At 46.8% G+C, this 15857-nt stretch carries 13 protein-coding genes; 4 read left to right on the top strand and 9 right to left on the bottom strand.

Features of this window, described 5'->3' with window-relative positions; genetic code table 11:
* Positions 1 to 60 precede the first annotated feature (60 nt).
* Entirely contained in the window at positions 61 to 1827 is a 1767-nt protein-coding gene (locus tag EDC63_RS05995; protein ID WP_124945905.1) for an ATP-dependent nuclease, read from the top strand.
* A gap of 414 nt (positions 1828 to 2241) precedes the next feature.
* Here EDC63_RS05995 and EDC63_RS18740 read toward each other — a convergent pair whose 3' ends face one another.
* From EDC63_RS18740 to EDC63_RS05980, 3 genes are all read right to left on the bottom strand, one after another.
* The gene (locus tag EDC63_RS18740; RefSeq protein ID WP_223248227.1) at positions 2242 to 2925 is read right to left on the bottom strand and encodes a hypothetical protein; all 684 of its coding nucleotides are present in this window, start codon (positions 2923 to 2925) and stop codon (positions 2242 to 2244) included.
* 298 nt (positions 2926 to 3223) lie between these two features.
* Positions 3224 to 3496 (bottom strand): hypothetical protein, encoded by a 273-nt coding sequence (locus EDC63_RS05985; RefSeq protein ID WP_124945906.1) that lies wholly within the window; start codon positions 3494 to 3496, stop codon positions 3224 to 3226.
* A 174-nt stretch (positions 3497 to 3670) separates the two neighbouring features.
* Positions 3671 to 4195 carry a hypothetical protein gene (locus EDC63_RS05980; protein ID WP_165922923.1) on the bottom strand — a complete coding sequence of 175 codons (525 nt, stop codon included), beginning with the start codon at positions 4193 to 4195 and terminating at the stop codon, positions 3671 to 3673.
* Between the two features lie 148 nt (positions 4196 to 4343).
* Between EDC63_RS05980 and rlmF the strand changes: the two genes are divergently transcribed.
* Positions 4344 to 5330 carry a 23S rRNA (adenine(1618)-N(6))-methyltransferase RlmF gene (gene rlmF, locus EDC63_RS05975; protein ID WP_124945908.1) on the top strand — a complete coding sequence of 329 codons (987 nt, stop codon included), beginning with the start codon at positions 4344 to 4346 and terminating at the stop codon, positions 5328 to 5330.
* A gap of 140 nt (positions 5331 to 5470) precedes the next feature.
* A complete protein-coding gene (locus EDC63_RS05970) occupies positions 5471 to 5974 on the top strand; it encodes a DUF1993 domain-containing protein (protein WP_124945909.1) in 504 nt (167 codons plus the stop codon).
* A gap of 133 nt (positions 5975 to 6107) precedes the next feature.
* On the opposite strand, the gene EDC63_RS05965 is transcribed toward EDC63_RS05970, so the two are convergent.
* Positions 6108 to 6959 carry a VPLPA-CTERM sorting domain-containing protein gene (locus EDC63_RS05965; protein WP_223248228.1) on the bottom strand — a complete coding sequence of 284 codons (852 nt, stop codon included), beginning with the start codon at positions 6957 to 6959 and terminating at the stop codon, positions 6108 to 6110.
* Positions 6960 to 7548: 589 nt separating this feature from the next.
* Here EDC63_RS05965 and EDC63_RS05960 point away from each other — a divergent pair.
* Complete coding sequence (locus EDC63_RS05960; protein ID WP_124945910.1) at positions 7549 to 8253, top strand: hypothetical protein; 705 nt, start codon at positions 7549 to 7551, stop codon at positions 8251 to 8253.
* A 54-nt stretch (positions 8254 to 8307) separates the two neighbouring features.
* On the opposite strand, the gene EDC63_RS05955 is transcribed toward EDC63_RS05960, so the two are convergent.
* The 5 genes from EDC63_RS05955 to EDC63_RS05935 all read right to left on the bottom strand — a co-directional run bounded on the left by EDC63_RS05955 (position 8308) and on the right by EDC63_RS05935 (position 15715).
* Complete coding sequence (locus tag EDC63_RS05955; RefSeq protein WP_124945911.1) at positions 8308 to 8676, bottom strand: VOC family protein; 369 nt, start codon at positions 8674 to 8676, stop codon at positions 8308 to 8310.
* 274 nt (positions 8677 to 8950) lie between these two features.
* Positions 8951 to 12703, bottom strand: a complete 3753-nt coding sequence (locus tag EDC63_RS05950; protein ID WP_124945912.1) for a translocation/assembly module TamB domain-containing protein — start codon at positions 12701 to 12703, stop codon at positions 8951 to 8953.
* Positions 12703 to 14475, bottom strand: coding sequence for an autotransporter assembly complex protein TamA (locus tag EDC63_RS05945; RefSeq protein WP_124945913.1), 1773 nt, complete (start codon positions 14473 to 14475; stop codon positions 12703 to 12705). The genes EDC63_RS05950 and EDC63_RS05945 overlap by 1 nt, the downstream gene beginning before the upstream one ends.
* Positions 14472 to 14657 (bottom strand): hypothetical protein, encoded by a 186-nt coding sequence (locus EDC63_RS05940; protein ID WP_124945914.1) that lies wholly within the window; start codon positions 14655 to 14657, stop codon positions 14472 to 14474. The genes EDC63_RS05945 and EDC63_RS05940 overlap by 4 nt, the downstream gene beginning before the upstream one ends.
* A 134-nt stretch (positions 14658 to 14791) precedes the next feature.
* On the bottom strand, positions 14792 to 15715 hold the full coding sequence (locus EDC63_RS05935; protein ID WP_124945915.1) for a mechanosensitive ion channel family protein: 924 nt from the start codon (positions 15713 to 15715) through the stop codon (positions 14792 to 14794).
* Between the last annotated feature and the right edge of the window lie 142 nt (positions 15716 to 15857).

Genomic DNA, 15857 nt, shown 5'->3' with positions numbered 1-15857 from the left:
GCCCTTTTTTATTTGCTTAGCGGTTACTTTTTGGAAGCACTGGTAAAACAAGGAAGTTAGATGGTGGATAAAGACCTACCTATCACTGCTGTTTCAATAAGCGGATATCGTAGTTTTGGCAGGAACATTCAGCGATTCGAAAAATTCAGTAAAATCAATCTTTTTATTGGCCAGAACAATAGCGGAAAGTCCAACATACTTCGTTTATTACATGATGTATACCCTGTCATATCTGTTTCTCCAAACCAATTCAAATTAGATGCTCTTGACAGGCACATGCCGTTAGCTGCACCGTTTACAATTGGAATACCTCGCTCGCTTGAAACTGAGAAAAATGGAGACTTTGTTAAATTTGTGCGCGAGATTCATCCCATGTTTGCGGAAAATAATAAAAATACCCAAGAAGCCGGCGACGTTCTAAGAGTCTTTCAAGAAAAAGCAAAAAACGATGGTACTGTCGACGCATGGTTTGACTTTGGCCCAGATTTGAAACTCACAGATATCCCTTCATGGGAGAAAGCTTTTGATCACCTTAAAGATGATTCTTTGCAAAATATGTGGAACAAACTTACTAGGCAGTCTGCTGGCAGTAGGAACGAGCACTGGTTTCCTCAAACATTACCAATAATTTCCCCAAAATTTAATTCCATACGTGCCGTAATGATTCCAGCCATAAGGCAAATAGGTAAACAAGGGAGTATGTCAGAAGATTTCAGCGGTGACGGCATCATTGAACGTTTAGTCAAGTTGCAGAATCCGAGCGTGCATAGTCAAGCGGATCGAAAGAAATTTGACGCTATAAATAAATTTCTACAAATCGTGACTGATAACTGCACAGCCAGAATTGAGGTTCCACATGAGCGTGATACCATATTGGTACATATGGATGGAAAAACCCTTCCATTGGACTCTTTGGGAACAGGAATACACGAGGTAATCATTTTAGCGTCAGCCGCTACGATACTGGACAACACCGTTATTTGCATGGAAGAACCAGAGTTGCACCTTAACCCGATTCTTCAGAAAAAACTTATTCGTTACCTTTCAGATTCCACACAAAATCAATATTTCATCACCACCCACTCTGCCGCACTGATGGATACTCCAAATGCGGAGATCTACCACATCCAAATGCAAAGTGGAGAGTCCATTGTTGAGCGTGTTACATCTGATAGACACAGATCGGCGGTTTGTGAAGATTTAGGCTACCACCCATCCGACTTGCTTCAAGCGAACTGTGTGATATGGGTGGAAGGTCCTTCAGACAGGCTCTATTTGAACTATTGGATAAATTCGATTTCTACTGAACTAGTAGAAGGTATACATTACTCGATTATGTTTTATGGAGGCAGGCTTTCAGCTCACTTATCTGGAAATGACGTGGATGACGATATTGATGACTTCATTTCCCTACGCAGACTAAACAGAAGAGGTGTAATAGTTATCGACAGCGATAAAGCAAATAAGGGAACTCGAATCAATGGCACAAAAAAACGATTGCAAGCTGAATTTGACGAGGGTCCAGGATATGCATGGATAACAGAGGGGAGAGAGATTGAAAATTATTTACCTGAGATTCAGGTAAAAGACGCCATTCAAAAAACAAAACCTTCTGCTAAACCCATTAGTAAATTCAATAGATATGAAAATGTATTATCAATTAAAACTAAGGGAGGCAAAGATGCACAAGCCTCCAAGGTTGATGTGGCACGGTATATAGCGGCCTTATTCCCACCAGATTGGAAAGCTTTAGATTTGGAAAAACAAATTCGTAGGCTGATTGATTTTATTCGTGAATCAAACCCCGGGTTACCTGCTACAGAGTGAACGCTTAATTTCCCTTGAATGGGGCGTCTAAATGAATAAATGGGGGCAGCTCACGTAGGGCGCAATAACCGAAGGGCATTGCGCCGAATGATTCGTGTGATAACGTGGCAAGTTTGTTTTTCTTAATTGCAATTCCGCTTGAGGTGGTTTTGCCTTCCGAGGCCGGGGGTAGCCCGGCGGCTAGTCCCTTTTCTTGCTTCGCCAAGCAAAGTAACCAAAAGAAGGCGACGCCAACTGCGCCGTCCCTTCGGGATACCTGAGGATTACCGGAGAAATCGGGCGGCTGCGCAAACTCGCACGTAAACGTGCTCAGACATGCGCCGCCTTCTTCCCGATTTTTCCGGTAACCCTCAGCGGCGCAGATGGGGGAGGGGGTAAGTCAAAGGCTGGGCGCATTGCGTGTTTTGGAATGGCTTATGCCAGCTGTTTTTTCCGCGTCATACCAACCAAACCAATCAGTCCTGACCCAAATAGCCATAACGCGGGTGGTACGGGAACAGGGGCTGGGCTGCTGGCATCTACCAGTGTAATGCCGGTTAATGCGAAGTCTACATACAGGCTGAATGTGTAGGTGTCGAATCCTTTCAATGGTAATGTGCTGCCGAAATAGTTTGGTGAGTCGTTGTATGAAAAGCTTTGTCCGCCGTATCCCGTAGCATCAAAAGCGGCAGGATTGGGGAGGCCATCGTTGCCATTGAGTAACGGCATTACTTCAATAGCACCGCCAGCGCCCGCCGTGTTGGCTAGTAATTTTGCCGTGAATGCTGTGATATCAAAAACGTTTCCATCAATTCGTTTGATCGTGATTTGTGCCGGGCCTTGTGCCGGGCCTACGGTTACCGCTTGCGCTTGCACACCGTTTGGCCATAACACAGATGAAGTGCGGCCGATTGGCGTTCCTGACCCATCTGCATATCCTGTAAAAAACTTGTCTAGTGTGTAAGTAAACAGATAGCCGTTACTGCTGATAGTATCGGAGTTGGTGCCTGTGGATACGGTAGTTGCAATCTGCGAACTGTCAAAAAAGTTAACGGTAACAGCACTGGCGGAACTTGATAAAGCGAATAATGCCAGAAAACATACTAATTTTGATTTCATGGTAACTCCAGATGAACAACAGTTTCAGCAATGAGGGTAGGAGGCATTTCAATAACGAAATTCTGAATCACCCTGTGCATTTAAATGGTATAGCGTATAAGTGTAAGCAAAGTTTATGCCTATTTTAAAATAGCATTTATATACAGCAAGTTAATAATTTCAGGGTGTTAAAAGTATACAAAAGTGTAAAATAAATCGACATTAAGGTCTAGATATTTCCGATAGGTTGAAAAAATACATGTCAGTTCGAATAGTTGACCCAGGTCAGAATAAACGAGGAGCATTGCGTCGGTAATTTTTACCAGCTCACCTCAAATGAATCTGTACCCAGCTTTCCCTCACCTAATAAGGTAACTGAGTACCCCAGTCTGGTCATCTCGTCTTTCCATGCGCTGATTTCAAAATCAGAACCAATCCTGATGTTTTCAAATCTGGCGGCACGCTTACCGACGGATGCCTCGTGAGCAACCACATCCATCACATGTTTCATGAACCACATCATATGCGCTTCGATCCAGATTTGCGCATGTTCGCTCAACTTCAGTGCCTCGTTTGCGGTGATTATTTGCATGGATTGCTCCTTGAATAATAGCGAAAGGTATAAGGACGTTTAGTGCTTTATTAAAGTGAGGTAGCACACCAAGATCGTTTTTTTCGATGCATTTGGGGTGGATAGATATTTTGATGCCGGGCTTTACGCTCATTTCGAGCATTAAAGTTTTCCTTAAACGGGACATCTGTAAAATCATACATCCTGGCAAGTCAAAGTGCCAGATGGTGTAAATGACTTGTTAATGGTGAGTTGAAAAGACTGGTTACCGTTTGTTTGTATAAACCATTGGCGCGCCACGGGTGCTACCCGGTAAACAGAATTGTGGGGTGAGGCAGAAGATGAAGAAGGATCGGTATTTTGTACTATATTTTCAGTCACATTATGCCTTTTTACTTCAACTTTTACGGGTGATTCTGTTTCGCTGATTTCCCCATAAAAGCTTGATGTTAACTCGCCATCTCCCGTGGTAATGTCAATTTTTAGCGTTACAGCATCTACATCATGAATCTCTACAAAGGCGTGGGGATCTGCAAGTTGAATGTTTTTGCCGGCATCTGAACCGGGTTTGCCATAGAGGCATGCCCATTTTTTGTTGCCGATCGAATCCAGTAATATCTGTTTGGTATTTATCGGATCTTTTGTTACGGTTGGTTTGCCGAATACGGTTACTGCAATCAGGCTGATGGTTGCTAAAATGGCGATATCAGAGAGTTTCATTTTTTTATAATGATTAACAGGTAATGACATGAGTATATCCTGGATTTGGCAGAAAACGCTAGCAGCCGGGTTGCTACATGGTTCAAGTGTTAATATGGCGATTAATCAGTATTGGCACATATCGATCTGCTCTTAATAACTTAGCTTTATGCGAATAAAAACCCCAAAACATCAATCGGCCGTTGCGCCAACGCAGGCCGGTAAATTCCACCCTCGCAATCGTCACCAGGGACGATATGATTTCCCTCGTCTGATACAAGCTGAGGCTGCACTGGGCAATTTCGTCAACGTGAATGCCTATGGCGAACAAAGCATCGATTTTGCAGATTCGGCAGCCGTCAAAGCGCTGAACCGCGCTCTGCTAAATGACAATTACGGTATTCAAGGTTGGGATATTCCCTCACAAAATCTTTGCCCGCCGGTTCCGGGACGGGCTGATTATGTCCATTATCTGGCTGATTTATTAGCGGGCAGTAATAATGGCGTTATCCCGAAATCCAAAATGATGCAGGTGCTGGATATTGGCACTGGCGCAAATTGTATTTACCCTTTGATCGGGTACAGTGAATATGGCTGGGACTTTGTTGCAACCGATATCAATGCGGCTTCTCTGGCCAATGCGCAGACTATTCTGGATGCCAATCCAAAGCTGGCAAAACACATAACGCTCCGCTTGCAGCCATCCCCAGCGGCGATTTTTAAAGGTGTAGTGCGGGACAATGAATGGTTTGATCTGACAATGTGCAATCCGCCGTTTCATGCTTCTCTTGCCGAGGCCAGTGAAGGAGCGCAGCGCAAGTGGCAGAATCTGGGAAAGCAGGATGCCAGGGATGAAGCTCATTCTGCTTTGAATTTTGGAGGGCAGGATGCTGAACTTTGGTGTGAAGGGGGTGAGCAAGCTTTTATCAAGCGTATGATCACTGAAAGCGCACAGATTCCCACCCGCTGTTTCTGGTTTAGCACGCTGGTGTCAAAATCTGCCACGCTACCCGGTATTTACGAGGCGTTGAAGCTGGTGAATGTGCACGAACACAAAACCATTGCCATGAGCCAAGGCCAAAAGCAAAGCCGTCTGGTTGCCTGGACGTTTTTAAATCCCGTACAACAAGCTGGCTGGCGTAAATTGCGCTGGTAAAGAGGGGTTTCTTTATACCCTGATTATTCATACTGAATAGCTTTCTCTGGAGCGCTTCTATCTTCAACATGGGTATGAAAGTTTTTTGATGCGGCTATAATCATCTGATATTGTTTGTTTTATTAACTGGAGCACCCGATATGTCTATTTCAATGTACCAATCTTCAGTACCCGTTTTTATTCGCATGCTCAACAATCTCGTAGGGGTTCTTGAAAAGGCGGCTGCTCATGCAGAAGCTAAAAAAATTGACCCTGCGGTATTGATCAATTTTCGGTTGTACCCTGATATGTTTGCCTTCGCCAAGCAAATTCAGGTGGCTGTGGATGCAGCCAAGAATGGAACGGCACGGCTAGCAGGTGTGGAGCCCCCTGAGGTTGAAAACAATGAGAAGACTTTTCCTGAATTGATCGAGCGGGTAAAAAAGACCATCGCCTATGTTGAAACCTTCAAGCCGGAACAAATTGATGGTTCTGAGGAAAGAGAGATTGTCCTCAAACGTGGAGAGACAAGTAACACTTATCTTGGACAAGCATTTCTGCTGAATCGTGTGATACCCAACTTTTACTTTCATATCACTACGGCTTACGACATTCTCCGTCACAATGGAGTAGAGTTGGGGAAAAAAGATTATATAGGTCGGTAACTATGCCGAGAGGCCTTAGTGCCGCTGCCAGGTGCTTTTGCCTGAATAGTTTGTGTCTGTAAAATACGTTGTGGCTATGGGTGTTCAATCCATAGCCACCATTTTTTACCAGCGCATTGAACGCGCAGAGAAATTATGCTGCTTTACGTCTGGCGATTCCAACCAATCCGATTAGCCCGGAACCTAATAGCCACGCTGCTGCAGGTAGGGGTACAGCTTGTGCAGGCCCAGCGGTAAAGAGTTGCCGTTGGTTTGCACTGGATTCTGTAAGCCAGCTGATTTGACCCGTGCCCGCTTCACTGACAACTAAACCTGTTTGGAAGGTGCCAGACTTTGACTGTGGTACTGTAAATATTTCCCATCCCAAATCCTTATTTGCAGCGGCATTTACATTTTTTGATGCACTTGATGAAGCGTTGCTGCTATCGCCGCTAAAATTTGCATTGATCGAAGCATTCGCAAAGGCTGTGCCGTTGGTTTCACCGGTGCCTGCATCAGCGAAAAGTGAGTATTTTGCAGTAATGTAAATGGTCATAGGACCCGTAGTTGTGAATGTTTTGAAAATGCTTTCTTTGCTAAGCCCCGTGTTCTCGCTCCAGTAAATGTCTGACGGTGTCACTATTGCCTCAGCTTTACTCAACATGTTCAGGGTGCCGGCTAAAGGGGTGAGCGAGGATTGCGCATTTGAACCTGAAGTTGCGGCTTCATTATTCTTGACAAAATTCCAGCCATAATTACCGCTGCTGGAGTGATTGTCTGACTCATACAAGCTGCCGGTCACTGCATTGGAATTAGCAGACATGGTGCTGCTGGTCCATGTAATGGAAGCATTCAAGTCAAACGGGGTAGGTACGGCGGTTATTTTAATCGACTCCAGTTTTGCCCAAGCGTTAGCCGCCATGGCTGCAGGAGTGGTAAGGGCACCTATTGCGATGAGTGCAGTAGCTGCAAAGGTGAGTCTGAAACGAGGGGCGTTCATCTTCATGGTCTCTTCCTATTGGTATAATTGAATGTTTTATTTCCTGTATGGCATTTCCTTTTATCATTTTATCGAAATGCAACATAGGAATTTTGGTTAATGTAAGCAATATTCATGCCATTTTAATTTATATGTCATCAAATCGCAATTTCATTGGTATATATGTGTGATATTTAGATGGTAATAATTTACTATGGGATTTAAAGTAAAATTTTCCGACACGGCAACTTGATAAATGACGTTGTCTTGATTGGGGCGGTTCTGTGTTTGGCAACCAAATATTTCATTAACAAATTGTTTTAATAATTGTTTTTAATTTTATTGCAATGTTTTTATATAATCAAAAACTGTTTTAAACAGGTTGTGGAAGTAAAATTGTTGTAAATATTTTCGACAAATTTTAGAGGGTGGGTACAAGCGTGTTCATTTCGCATTACAATTGAGTTCGTGTCCGTTTTGGATCTCTTGAACGGTGTTATTTCCCCTTTCGGTTTTTAGTATTGCGCATCGAACCCTTAAATCGGCACAAAATATATGCATGCTTCAATGCTTGTGCCGTTGGCCCTGATTGTCATTTGCTTTTCTGGAGTACACGTTGCATCAACATCAACCTTTCCACCCGGCGATTTTCAATCAAGCCGGATTAAATCTGCAGGCTATTTTTAATCTGGATCAGCTTCCTCCGGAAATGCTGATTCAGCTTGATGAGCCGGAAAAAGTGTCTGATAAATACCGTCAGCTCATTTTGTTGGGACATGGGGGCAAGGCTATGTGGGCCTCTCTGCAAGCATCCGGTATTCAATCAGAAAATCCTGTTGATGATTTTACTGTCAGAACAATAGCAGACTATTTTTCCCGTGATTTTCCCGATTGTGGTTACGCGTTAATTTATCCGGGAATTCGTCTGATCGGGTTGCAGTCACTGGGTAAATTGGCGGGCTGGCATCATTCATCGCCATTGAAGGTGGGGATTAATGCTGCTTGGGGTACCTGGTTTGCTTATCGGGCGGTGGTGCTGGCGGATACGAATTTCAAGCCGACCTCTCCGCTGCAGGGAGTGTCGCCCTGCAACAGTTGTCAGCATAAAGTGTGTATAGATCACTGTCCGGCTTCTGCATTGGCTGATGGCGTTTTAAACTTCCAGAAGTGCGTTGATTACCGAAAACAGCCTGCATCAAAATGTAAAACCACCTGCCTTGCGCGGGTAAGCTGCCCGGTTGCCAGTGATCATCGATATTGTGATGAACAAATTCGTTATCATTATGGGCTATCCATGAAAACGATAGAGCAGAAATACTGACGCGCGTCTTATAAGTGCGCAGCATGTCGGGCCGTTTTATAAGTTCACTGCTGTTTAGCCCTCTTTGGATTTCCACATGGCAAAGACAGCACCGCCAGGGTCAACAATGACACTCATCCAGCCATGCTCACCGACTTCCATCACATCCTTTACGACAGTACCACCGAGTTCGCGTGCTTTCCTGGTAGATGCCTCAATGTCATCCACGCCAACATATGCCAGCCATTGTGGTGGAACGTTGGGTTCGGGGTTCGTGAACATGCCACCCCCTGTTCCTTCTCCCACGTTTATCATGGTGTAAGGGGCGCCACCTCCTGGCATGGGGAGGTCTTCAAGCTGCCAGTCGAAAAGTTTGGAATAGAATTCTTTTGCTTTGCCAAGATCTTTTGTTTGCAGTTCTATGTGTACGAATGGGTTGGCCATGATGATTCTCCATTGGTTTCTGGGTAATTGTATGCGCTGAAAATGCCGCTGAAGGACTGATTGCAGGCATTTTCCTCGTTCGTCTCATCATCTATAGCCCATTTGCTGCATGATTCAAGTTTTGACAGGGATTTATATTTGAGGTGAGCGAGGTAATAACCACTGATTATGGCTTTGAGAGACTTTGAGAAAATGATTGAGTTTGAAAATTTACTTGTAGTTTGTAGCTGAGTTTAGGAAGTCCGGGCTGAATTCAGCCGGGACTTCCCTGAGATCAGTCAAAACTGAACGTATAAAAAAGGTCCACCGCAGGTGTGGTACCCGCTTGTGCCCGGACGGATATCCGTTTAGTGAGCGTGTAGTTGATTTTTACAATTGAACTGACGCCGGTGAGGCCTTGTTCATAGCTGAGGTATGCGCGTGAAGATAGCCGCTTACCAAGAGTGAGAACTGTGCTTTCCAGCCCTCCTGCACCACTAAGGCTAACTTCTTCCAGCCCCGCTGAATGGGCGATTTTTTGCTGCAGGGAGACTGAATCACCCGCCGCCAATAATGCGCCCGCTGCGGCTTGCAGTGCGCTGAATTCCGACCCGCTGGAGTTTTCTAAACCGTGGCCTAATACCAGCCAGGAGAGTTTTTCACTGTCGGGTACAGTGGGGTTGGATACCAGGTTTACAGTTGGGGATTGTGCTGTGCCGGTGATGGCAACCCCCGCTTCTACTTGCTGGTTTTTTCGTAACGCTGTGATGTTAAGGCCGGGGTTGTCGATAGGTCCCTGGAAATTAAGAATGCCCCGTTCGATTTTGAGATTTTGTCCATATGCCGAGTAGGTGCCTTTTACTACACGTATGCTACCGCGCGAAGTAAGTGGGGTGTTGTTGGTGCTTTTGAGTGTTAAGCCGCCACCCAGTTGCGCATCCAGTCCTTTGCCTTTGATAAAGAATTTCTCGCCCATATCCATATCAAAATTGAAGCTGAGGTTGTACGGCGGAGGCTTTTTCTCAACGATTTTTGTTCGGCCCAGCACAATTACGTCATCGCTCGGTGTTGGCGTGTCGTTTTTTGGTAGTTCTATCAAGCCCCTGTCAGCCTTCAATTGGGCTGTCAGCTTGATTTCTTTTCCGGCAATAGATGCGTCACTGGAACCACTAATGATGAGCAGGCGGTCGGGTCGGGAGAGTACCGAAAGTTTGTCTGCTTTCAGTGATAACTGCATGGCCGGTGCACCGCTTTCAAACGCTAACCGGCCTTGGCCGGTAATATTGCCGTCGCCACCATGCAAGATGAGTTCTTTAAGGTGTAATACCTGATCTTGCAGTTCTGCCTTAAAACGACCATCCTTGAAATTAAGACCCTGGTCTGGCCATGCCACGATAAAGCGGTCACCGGTGATGTTGCCTGTCAGCTTGGGCTGCGCAAAAGTTCCACCTACTTTTATCTGCGATTTTAATGCGCCATCAAAAGTCAGTGCGCCGGTTTTGTCAAATAACGGTTTGATCCACGCCAGCGATTCCATCGCCAGGTCAATGTTGCCGTTCACAAGTGCATCGCCGGCGATACCCCACGACCCGTTACGGGCTGAGAGCATGGTTTGTGCATTGGCTTTAAAACTGCCCAGGTTGGCACCGGCAGCTTCCAGGCGGCTTTGTAACTGGTTATTTACTGCATCCACATTCAGGGTGAGGCGGCTGAGACCTAGTGTGGGGCGTGGTATGCTGGGGAAAGTGACGTCGCCACGCTCGCGCCATAAAGCGATATGTCCGTTAATGTTTTTTTGGACAGCGAGTTGCCATTCACCGCCCAATGTGAGATCCGTCTGTATATCGGTTTCCTCTTTTGCCAGACCTTGCAGGTAGGTGAGCGGCAGACCTTTTAATTCCCCTCGGCTGGTTATCTGGCCGGCATTATAGGCAAGCTCATGTACGATAAGCTTAGCGCCAACAAAGTCGAAGTGTGCGTTGTTAAGTAAAACGTGTTGTTCGGCTACTTCAAGTTTCGCCGGGGATTTGAGTGCAAGTTTATGGTGCCCCTGGTTGACCAGACTTAAAATCTGGCCAGCCCAGCCTGACTTCTCTTGATAACCACCGGAAAATTGGCTATTTAAATCAAAATCAGGATTTTTCGCCTGGAACTGCAGTGTATGTTTGATCAGGGTTCCCTGTGCCGCTAAACTGGCTTGATCGAGTTGGAGTTGTGGCGTAGTCAGGCCTTGTAGTGTGGTTTTCAGGGAAAGCGAGCCATCTATACCCTTTTCTAATTTTCCTTCAGTTTGCAGATTGGCTATGCGGAATGCTTTGCGCCAGGACAGATCTTTAAGCGTTGCATCAAAATCACCGGATGGGGCGGCAAAGCGTCCCTGCAGATCACCCTTAGCGTGTATCTGGCCGTGCAGTTCCGGATCGAATGCGGACAGATTAGCCGCATCTATCAGAATGTTTAGTCGATCTCCTGGAGTACCCAAAGCACCTTTTGCCTCTAACCGATTGCTTGCCAGCTTCAATAAAACTGAACTGTCCCAGATGCGTTTGGTGGAAACGTGCAGATTGCCTTGTCCGGAAAGTGGCTGTTTTCTAAAGTGGCTATTAACGATTGAAAATCCCACCGTGGCTTCGGGTTCTGCTTCAAGATGACCTGTGCCGGTAAAAGCCGCATTGACCTTGGCTGCCGGATAGTCGCCGAAGTCGGACGGGTTGAATCCCTCCAGGGCACCTGCCAGCTGGAAAGCTTTGTTACCTTCCAGTGCTAATGTCCCATGTAGTGCAAGGCTGCCAGCTCCGGACTTGACAGAAGCTTCACGCAGTTCGACAACGGCATTCTGATGCTGTGCATCCAGATGGAGCTGGAAACGCTGGTAACGTAAATCTGCCGCTACCTGCTGATTATGGGCAGAAGCTTGCAGGCGGATGTCGCCGGCAAGTTTCATGGGTTTCATCTTGCTATGCGCGCCTTTCGGATTGAAGTTTGTAGTAGCGAGAGTCAGTTGTATTTGCTGGTCTTTGATCTGACCACTTCCTTTGAATGCTCCGCCTTCGGCCAAATCAAGATGAATCCCGCTCAGGTTCATATGGTCCAGCGCACCAGCAAACTGGGTTACAAGTTCACGCACGGGCAAACGCGCTGCATCCCAAGAGCCAGGCAACGCATTGCGAATCTGGATTTTTCCTTTCAGATCTTTTTCGCCTTGACGCACCACGGTGATGTCTGCACTGAGATCGCCCTTGGGGAGGTCCTTGCGCAGCAGGGCAGGATTCATACTGTTTGCTGTGATGTGCGCCTGAGCAAGCGGGAATGTTTCAAATGGCGTGAGCTTTGCTGCGATCACGGCCTGGCCACCCAGCGCAGTGGCTTTTGCATTGAGCTGGAGTTGCGATAAATTGCCTGAGGCATCAGCCACTGTGTGATAAGCCGTTCCCGCTGTCTGCAGCAGACTGATGTGGGCCGTGACTTTGAATGGTTGTGTATCACCCAGTGCCACGGTTCCCTGTGCTTTTCCCCATTCTGTAGCAATGTTGCGCAGGTTCAGTTTATAGGTGTCAGCAGGTTTGTCTACGCTTAGGGAGATGTCGCTTAACACCTGTTCTGAAGTGTTATTCTTGATTACGATGCGCTTTATGGTAATGGAAGAAGCGGACAAAGCGAGCGGGATGCGCAAGGTTTCCGGCAGCGTAATGGGTTCTTCACTTGGCTTGATCTCGATGATCTTCAGTTCTTGCAAAGTAAACTGGTTGAGCAGGATGTGCCGGCTGAACAGTGAGGAAGGCGACCAGTTCAGGTTTACCCCTTTCACTTCGAAACGTTTCTCTTCATTTTGAAAACTGAGCGATTCAATTTTAAGCGGTCCATACAGAGACCCATGCACAGCACTCAGCGTCAGTTTTCCTTCACTCAGGTGTACGGCTTGTTGCGCACCCCAACGTAAAGCAGATTCCGTACCTGCGAACCAGATCAGGATGGCGAGAATAACCAGCAAGCCAAGTAAGGAACGAGTTGCGTATACCCCGGTTTTTTTGAGAAGTTTTTTAAGCATTAAAAATTGAATCCCAAAGAGAAGTGCATGCGCACTTCTTTTTTGTCCTGACCGTAAGCAATATCCAGGTTCAGCGGGCCAACAGGGCTTTTCCAGCGTGCGCCCGCACCGTAGCCATACACCGGTTTCAATCCGTTCAAGGAGTCTGCGGCATTACCACCATCTACGAAAACGGCAGCGCCCCATTGGCTGGATAGCCAATGGACATACTCTGCGCTGGCCACGGTCAGATAGCGGCCACCCAGAACTGCATTACCATCATGTACGCCAAGGGTTTGATAACCATAACCCCGCACTGTCTGATCACCACCAGTGCGAAACAGGAAATCCGATGGGATGCCATCGCGGCTTTTAGCCGCCACCATGCCGAATTCTCCGCGCAGGATCAACTGGTCGCGCTTGCCGAGCGGGTAGAAAAATACTCCACGGCCATACCCACGTAAAAAATTCTGGCTGGAAAGCATGGCGCGTGAAGCTGCATCAGCCTGGAGGTTTACCAGATAGCCACGTGTGGGGTAGAGCACATTATCTATGTTGCGTATTGTCCAGGAATAGGAAGGGCTAAGTGTCGTACTCTTGGTACTTGCACCTCCATCGATGTCTTGTTGCTCAACCAGATAACGGAGGCCGTAGCTGGTTTCAGTTTTTCCGCTGATAAACGTTCGCTTGGGGCCAAATGCAATTTTTTTTGTCACTAGCCCGACAATGTTTGTGCGCTCGATCTGGGTGTAGATACTGTCCCTGTAGCCATTCTCAGTCAGCGGGAATTGCAGATCGCCGTTCAAAGACTGAACTTTCTGATCGAGTTTCAATGCGCCGCTCAGCCGCCAGGCGCGATCGAGGAAGTTCAGGTCCCGATAATCCACTTGACCGCGAGCACCAGTGTCGGTGCTCATGCCAATACCAAAACCCAGTTTTTGAGACTTCGCTTCGACTACTTCAACCTGAATTGGCACGCTGGTGGGGTGATCAGGGTCTGTATCTGCACTCACAGCAGCACTCGCAAAATAGGGGCTGTCCTGTATGCGAGACTGAAGCCCCAGTAATTTTGCCTGAGAATACGGTTCGCCTGGTTTGACCGGGTTCATGCGTTCGATAATGCTGGCAGGATAACGTTGAAGTCCTTTGATTTCCAGTTTGCCAAATGTAAATGCAGGGCCGCTGTTAAGCGTAACTTGCAGTTCTGCGCTTTTGGCCTCTGGATTAACTGTGGAGAGGCTGTCTGCGATGGATGCAGCGGGGTATCGGTCGAGCAACAATGACTTAAGGGCGTTGCGCTTGGCAGATTCCCAATCATCGTGGCGAAAAACTGCACCAGGTCGCAACCCCCAGTTGGCCCGCATTTTTTCCAGGCGGGTACGGTTTTCAGTGGAGCTATCATCAAATGGGCCAGTAACTTGAAGATCGAAGGCAGTGACATGTACTGGCTCGCCCGGCTCAACAACAAGCATGACAGCCCAAGTGCCATTTTTGTGCGCCACATTTGCTTCAATCCGGGGCGAGTAATAACCTTCCGTACCAAGAAATTCGCGTATCTGATCCGGCGCCAGTTTGACTAACCGCTTAAGCTGGATATCATCCATGCGCTCGCTATTTTGCCAGCGATAGAGGTCGAGATTGTCCTCCAGCAATTTGCGCTGGGCATCAGGAATCGCAAGCTGAATATCATAGTGAAAAATCGCTTGGTTTTCATCTGCAAAGGCGGTTTGTGTCATTAGCATCAAGGCAAGACCCAATGCGGTTGCCAGAAAAGTGATGGCTGCCTTTATCATGGATATTTAGAACTGATTTTACGCATCAGTTCCCAAACCGGAATGGCTGCTAAACCGCCAACCATGCCTGCAATGTAGCTGGGAATGATGAAGTCAAATATGTTAAACCATAGCCGGCCAGCAAGGTAGCTGGTGATAAGCATGGCAATCATGGTAATTAAAATTTTATGCCAGAGTTTCATTCTTAAACCTCTTGGAAATTCATGGGGTTTCGTTTTTTTCTTGATTACAAAGTCTGACGGAATGAGGCGGTAGACGTACTACTTCACTCCCTCAATAGTTTGATGTTTTGTAATGCTGAATGAATTTAAGGGAGTCAGTCGCTCTTTATTTGCTGGTTTGCGCCTTCCAGATGGACACTTAATTTACCAGAACGCACATGCAGATCTCTTTGCGGGAAAGGAATCTCGATGTTGCGGTTCACTAATTCCGTTTCAATAGCCCATAAAAAACGCGCATGGGTGCTGCCAGGCGATGTCATCAGAGATTTTTCTACCCAGACTACCAACTCAAAATCCAGACTGCTGTCACCGAACTTCACTAACCAGACATCCGGTGCTCGACGATCATTATTGACAGTACCGTTTACAGTAAGCGCAGCCGCTATGGCAGCTTCCCGGACTAATTCCTTACTGGTGCCGTAAGCCACCCCAAAAGGAATGTGAATACGACGTACGGCTTCATCCAGCGTCCAGTTTGTGACGCGACCATTAATGAACTCCGAGTTGGGCACAATAATATCCACAGAGTCGTTGGTGGTAACGCGGGTATAACGCATGCTGATCTCAGTGACCGTACCTACAATACCGGACTGCAAATCAACAAAATCGCCCACCTTCAACGTTTGTTCTACAAGAATAATGATCCCCGAGATAAAATTGCTGAAGATATTCTGTAAACCAAATCCGATACCAACACCGATGGCTCCACCCATGATAGCCAGGCTACCCAAGTCAAAACCGAGCCATACCAGCCCCATGATGCTGCCAACAATCCACAAAAAATAGCGCAGGATACGACTAAGCGCATAGACCCCAGAATCCGACAGGCGTGTTTCATTGCCACGGCGTGCTACTCGCCAGATAGTGCGTTCGACCAGGGCCGAGGCCCACCAGGCAAATACCAGAATGAAGATCAGTCCCAGAACACGGTAAAGGGTAACGTTGGCAGTGCCGAGGGTAAACAGCGTACTTGTGCCAAACTCGTTGAATGTGCTGGTGATTAGTGTAATTGTGTCCATTGATATTCGCTCTGCGTCTATGCTGGCTATTGTGTTGTTGTGGTAAAAATCAAATTTATTGCATCATAGCCATATAGACGAAGCTTCCAGAAAATATGAGGGGAAGCTAGTTATAGTTAACTTCTGCACCAGTTATGACATC

Origin of the sequence: Sulfurirhabdus autotrophica (assembly GCF_004346685.1) — a bacterium.
Taxonomy (GTDB): Bacteria; Pseudomonadota; Gammaproteobacteria; order Burkholderiales; family SMCO01; genus Sulfurirhabdus; species Sulfurirhabdus autotrophica.
Note: the sequence above shows the minus strand (reverse complement) of the source record. Positions and strands in the feature narration are given on the sequence as shown.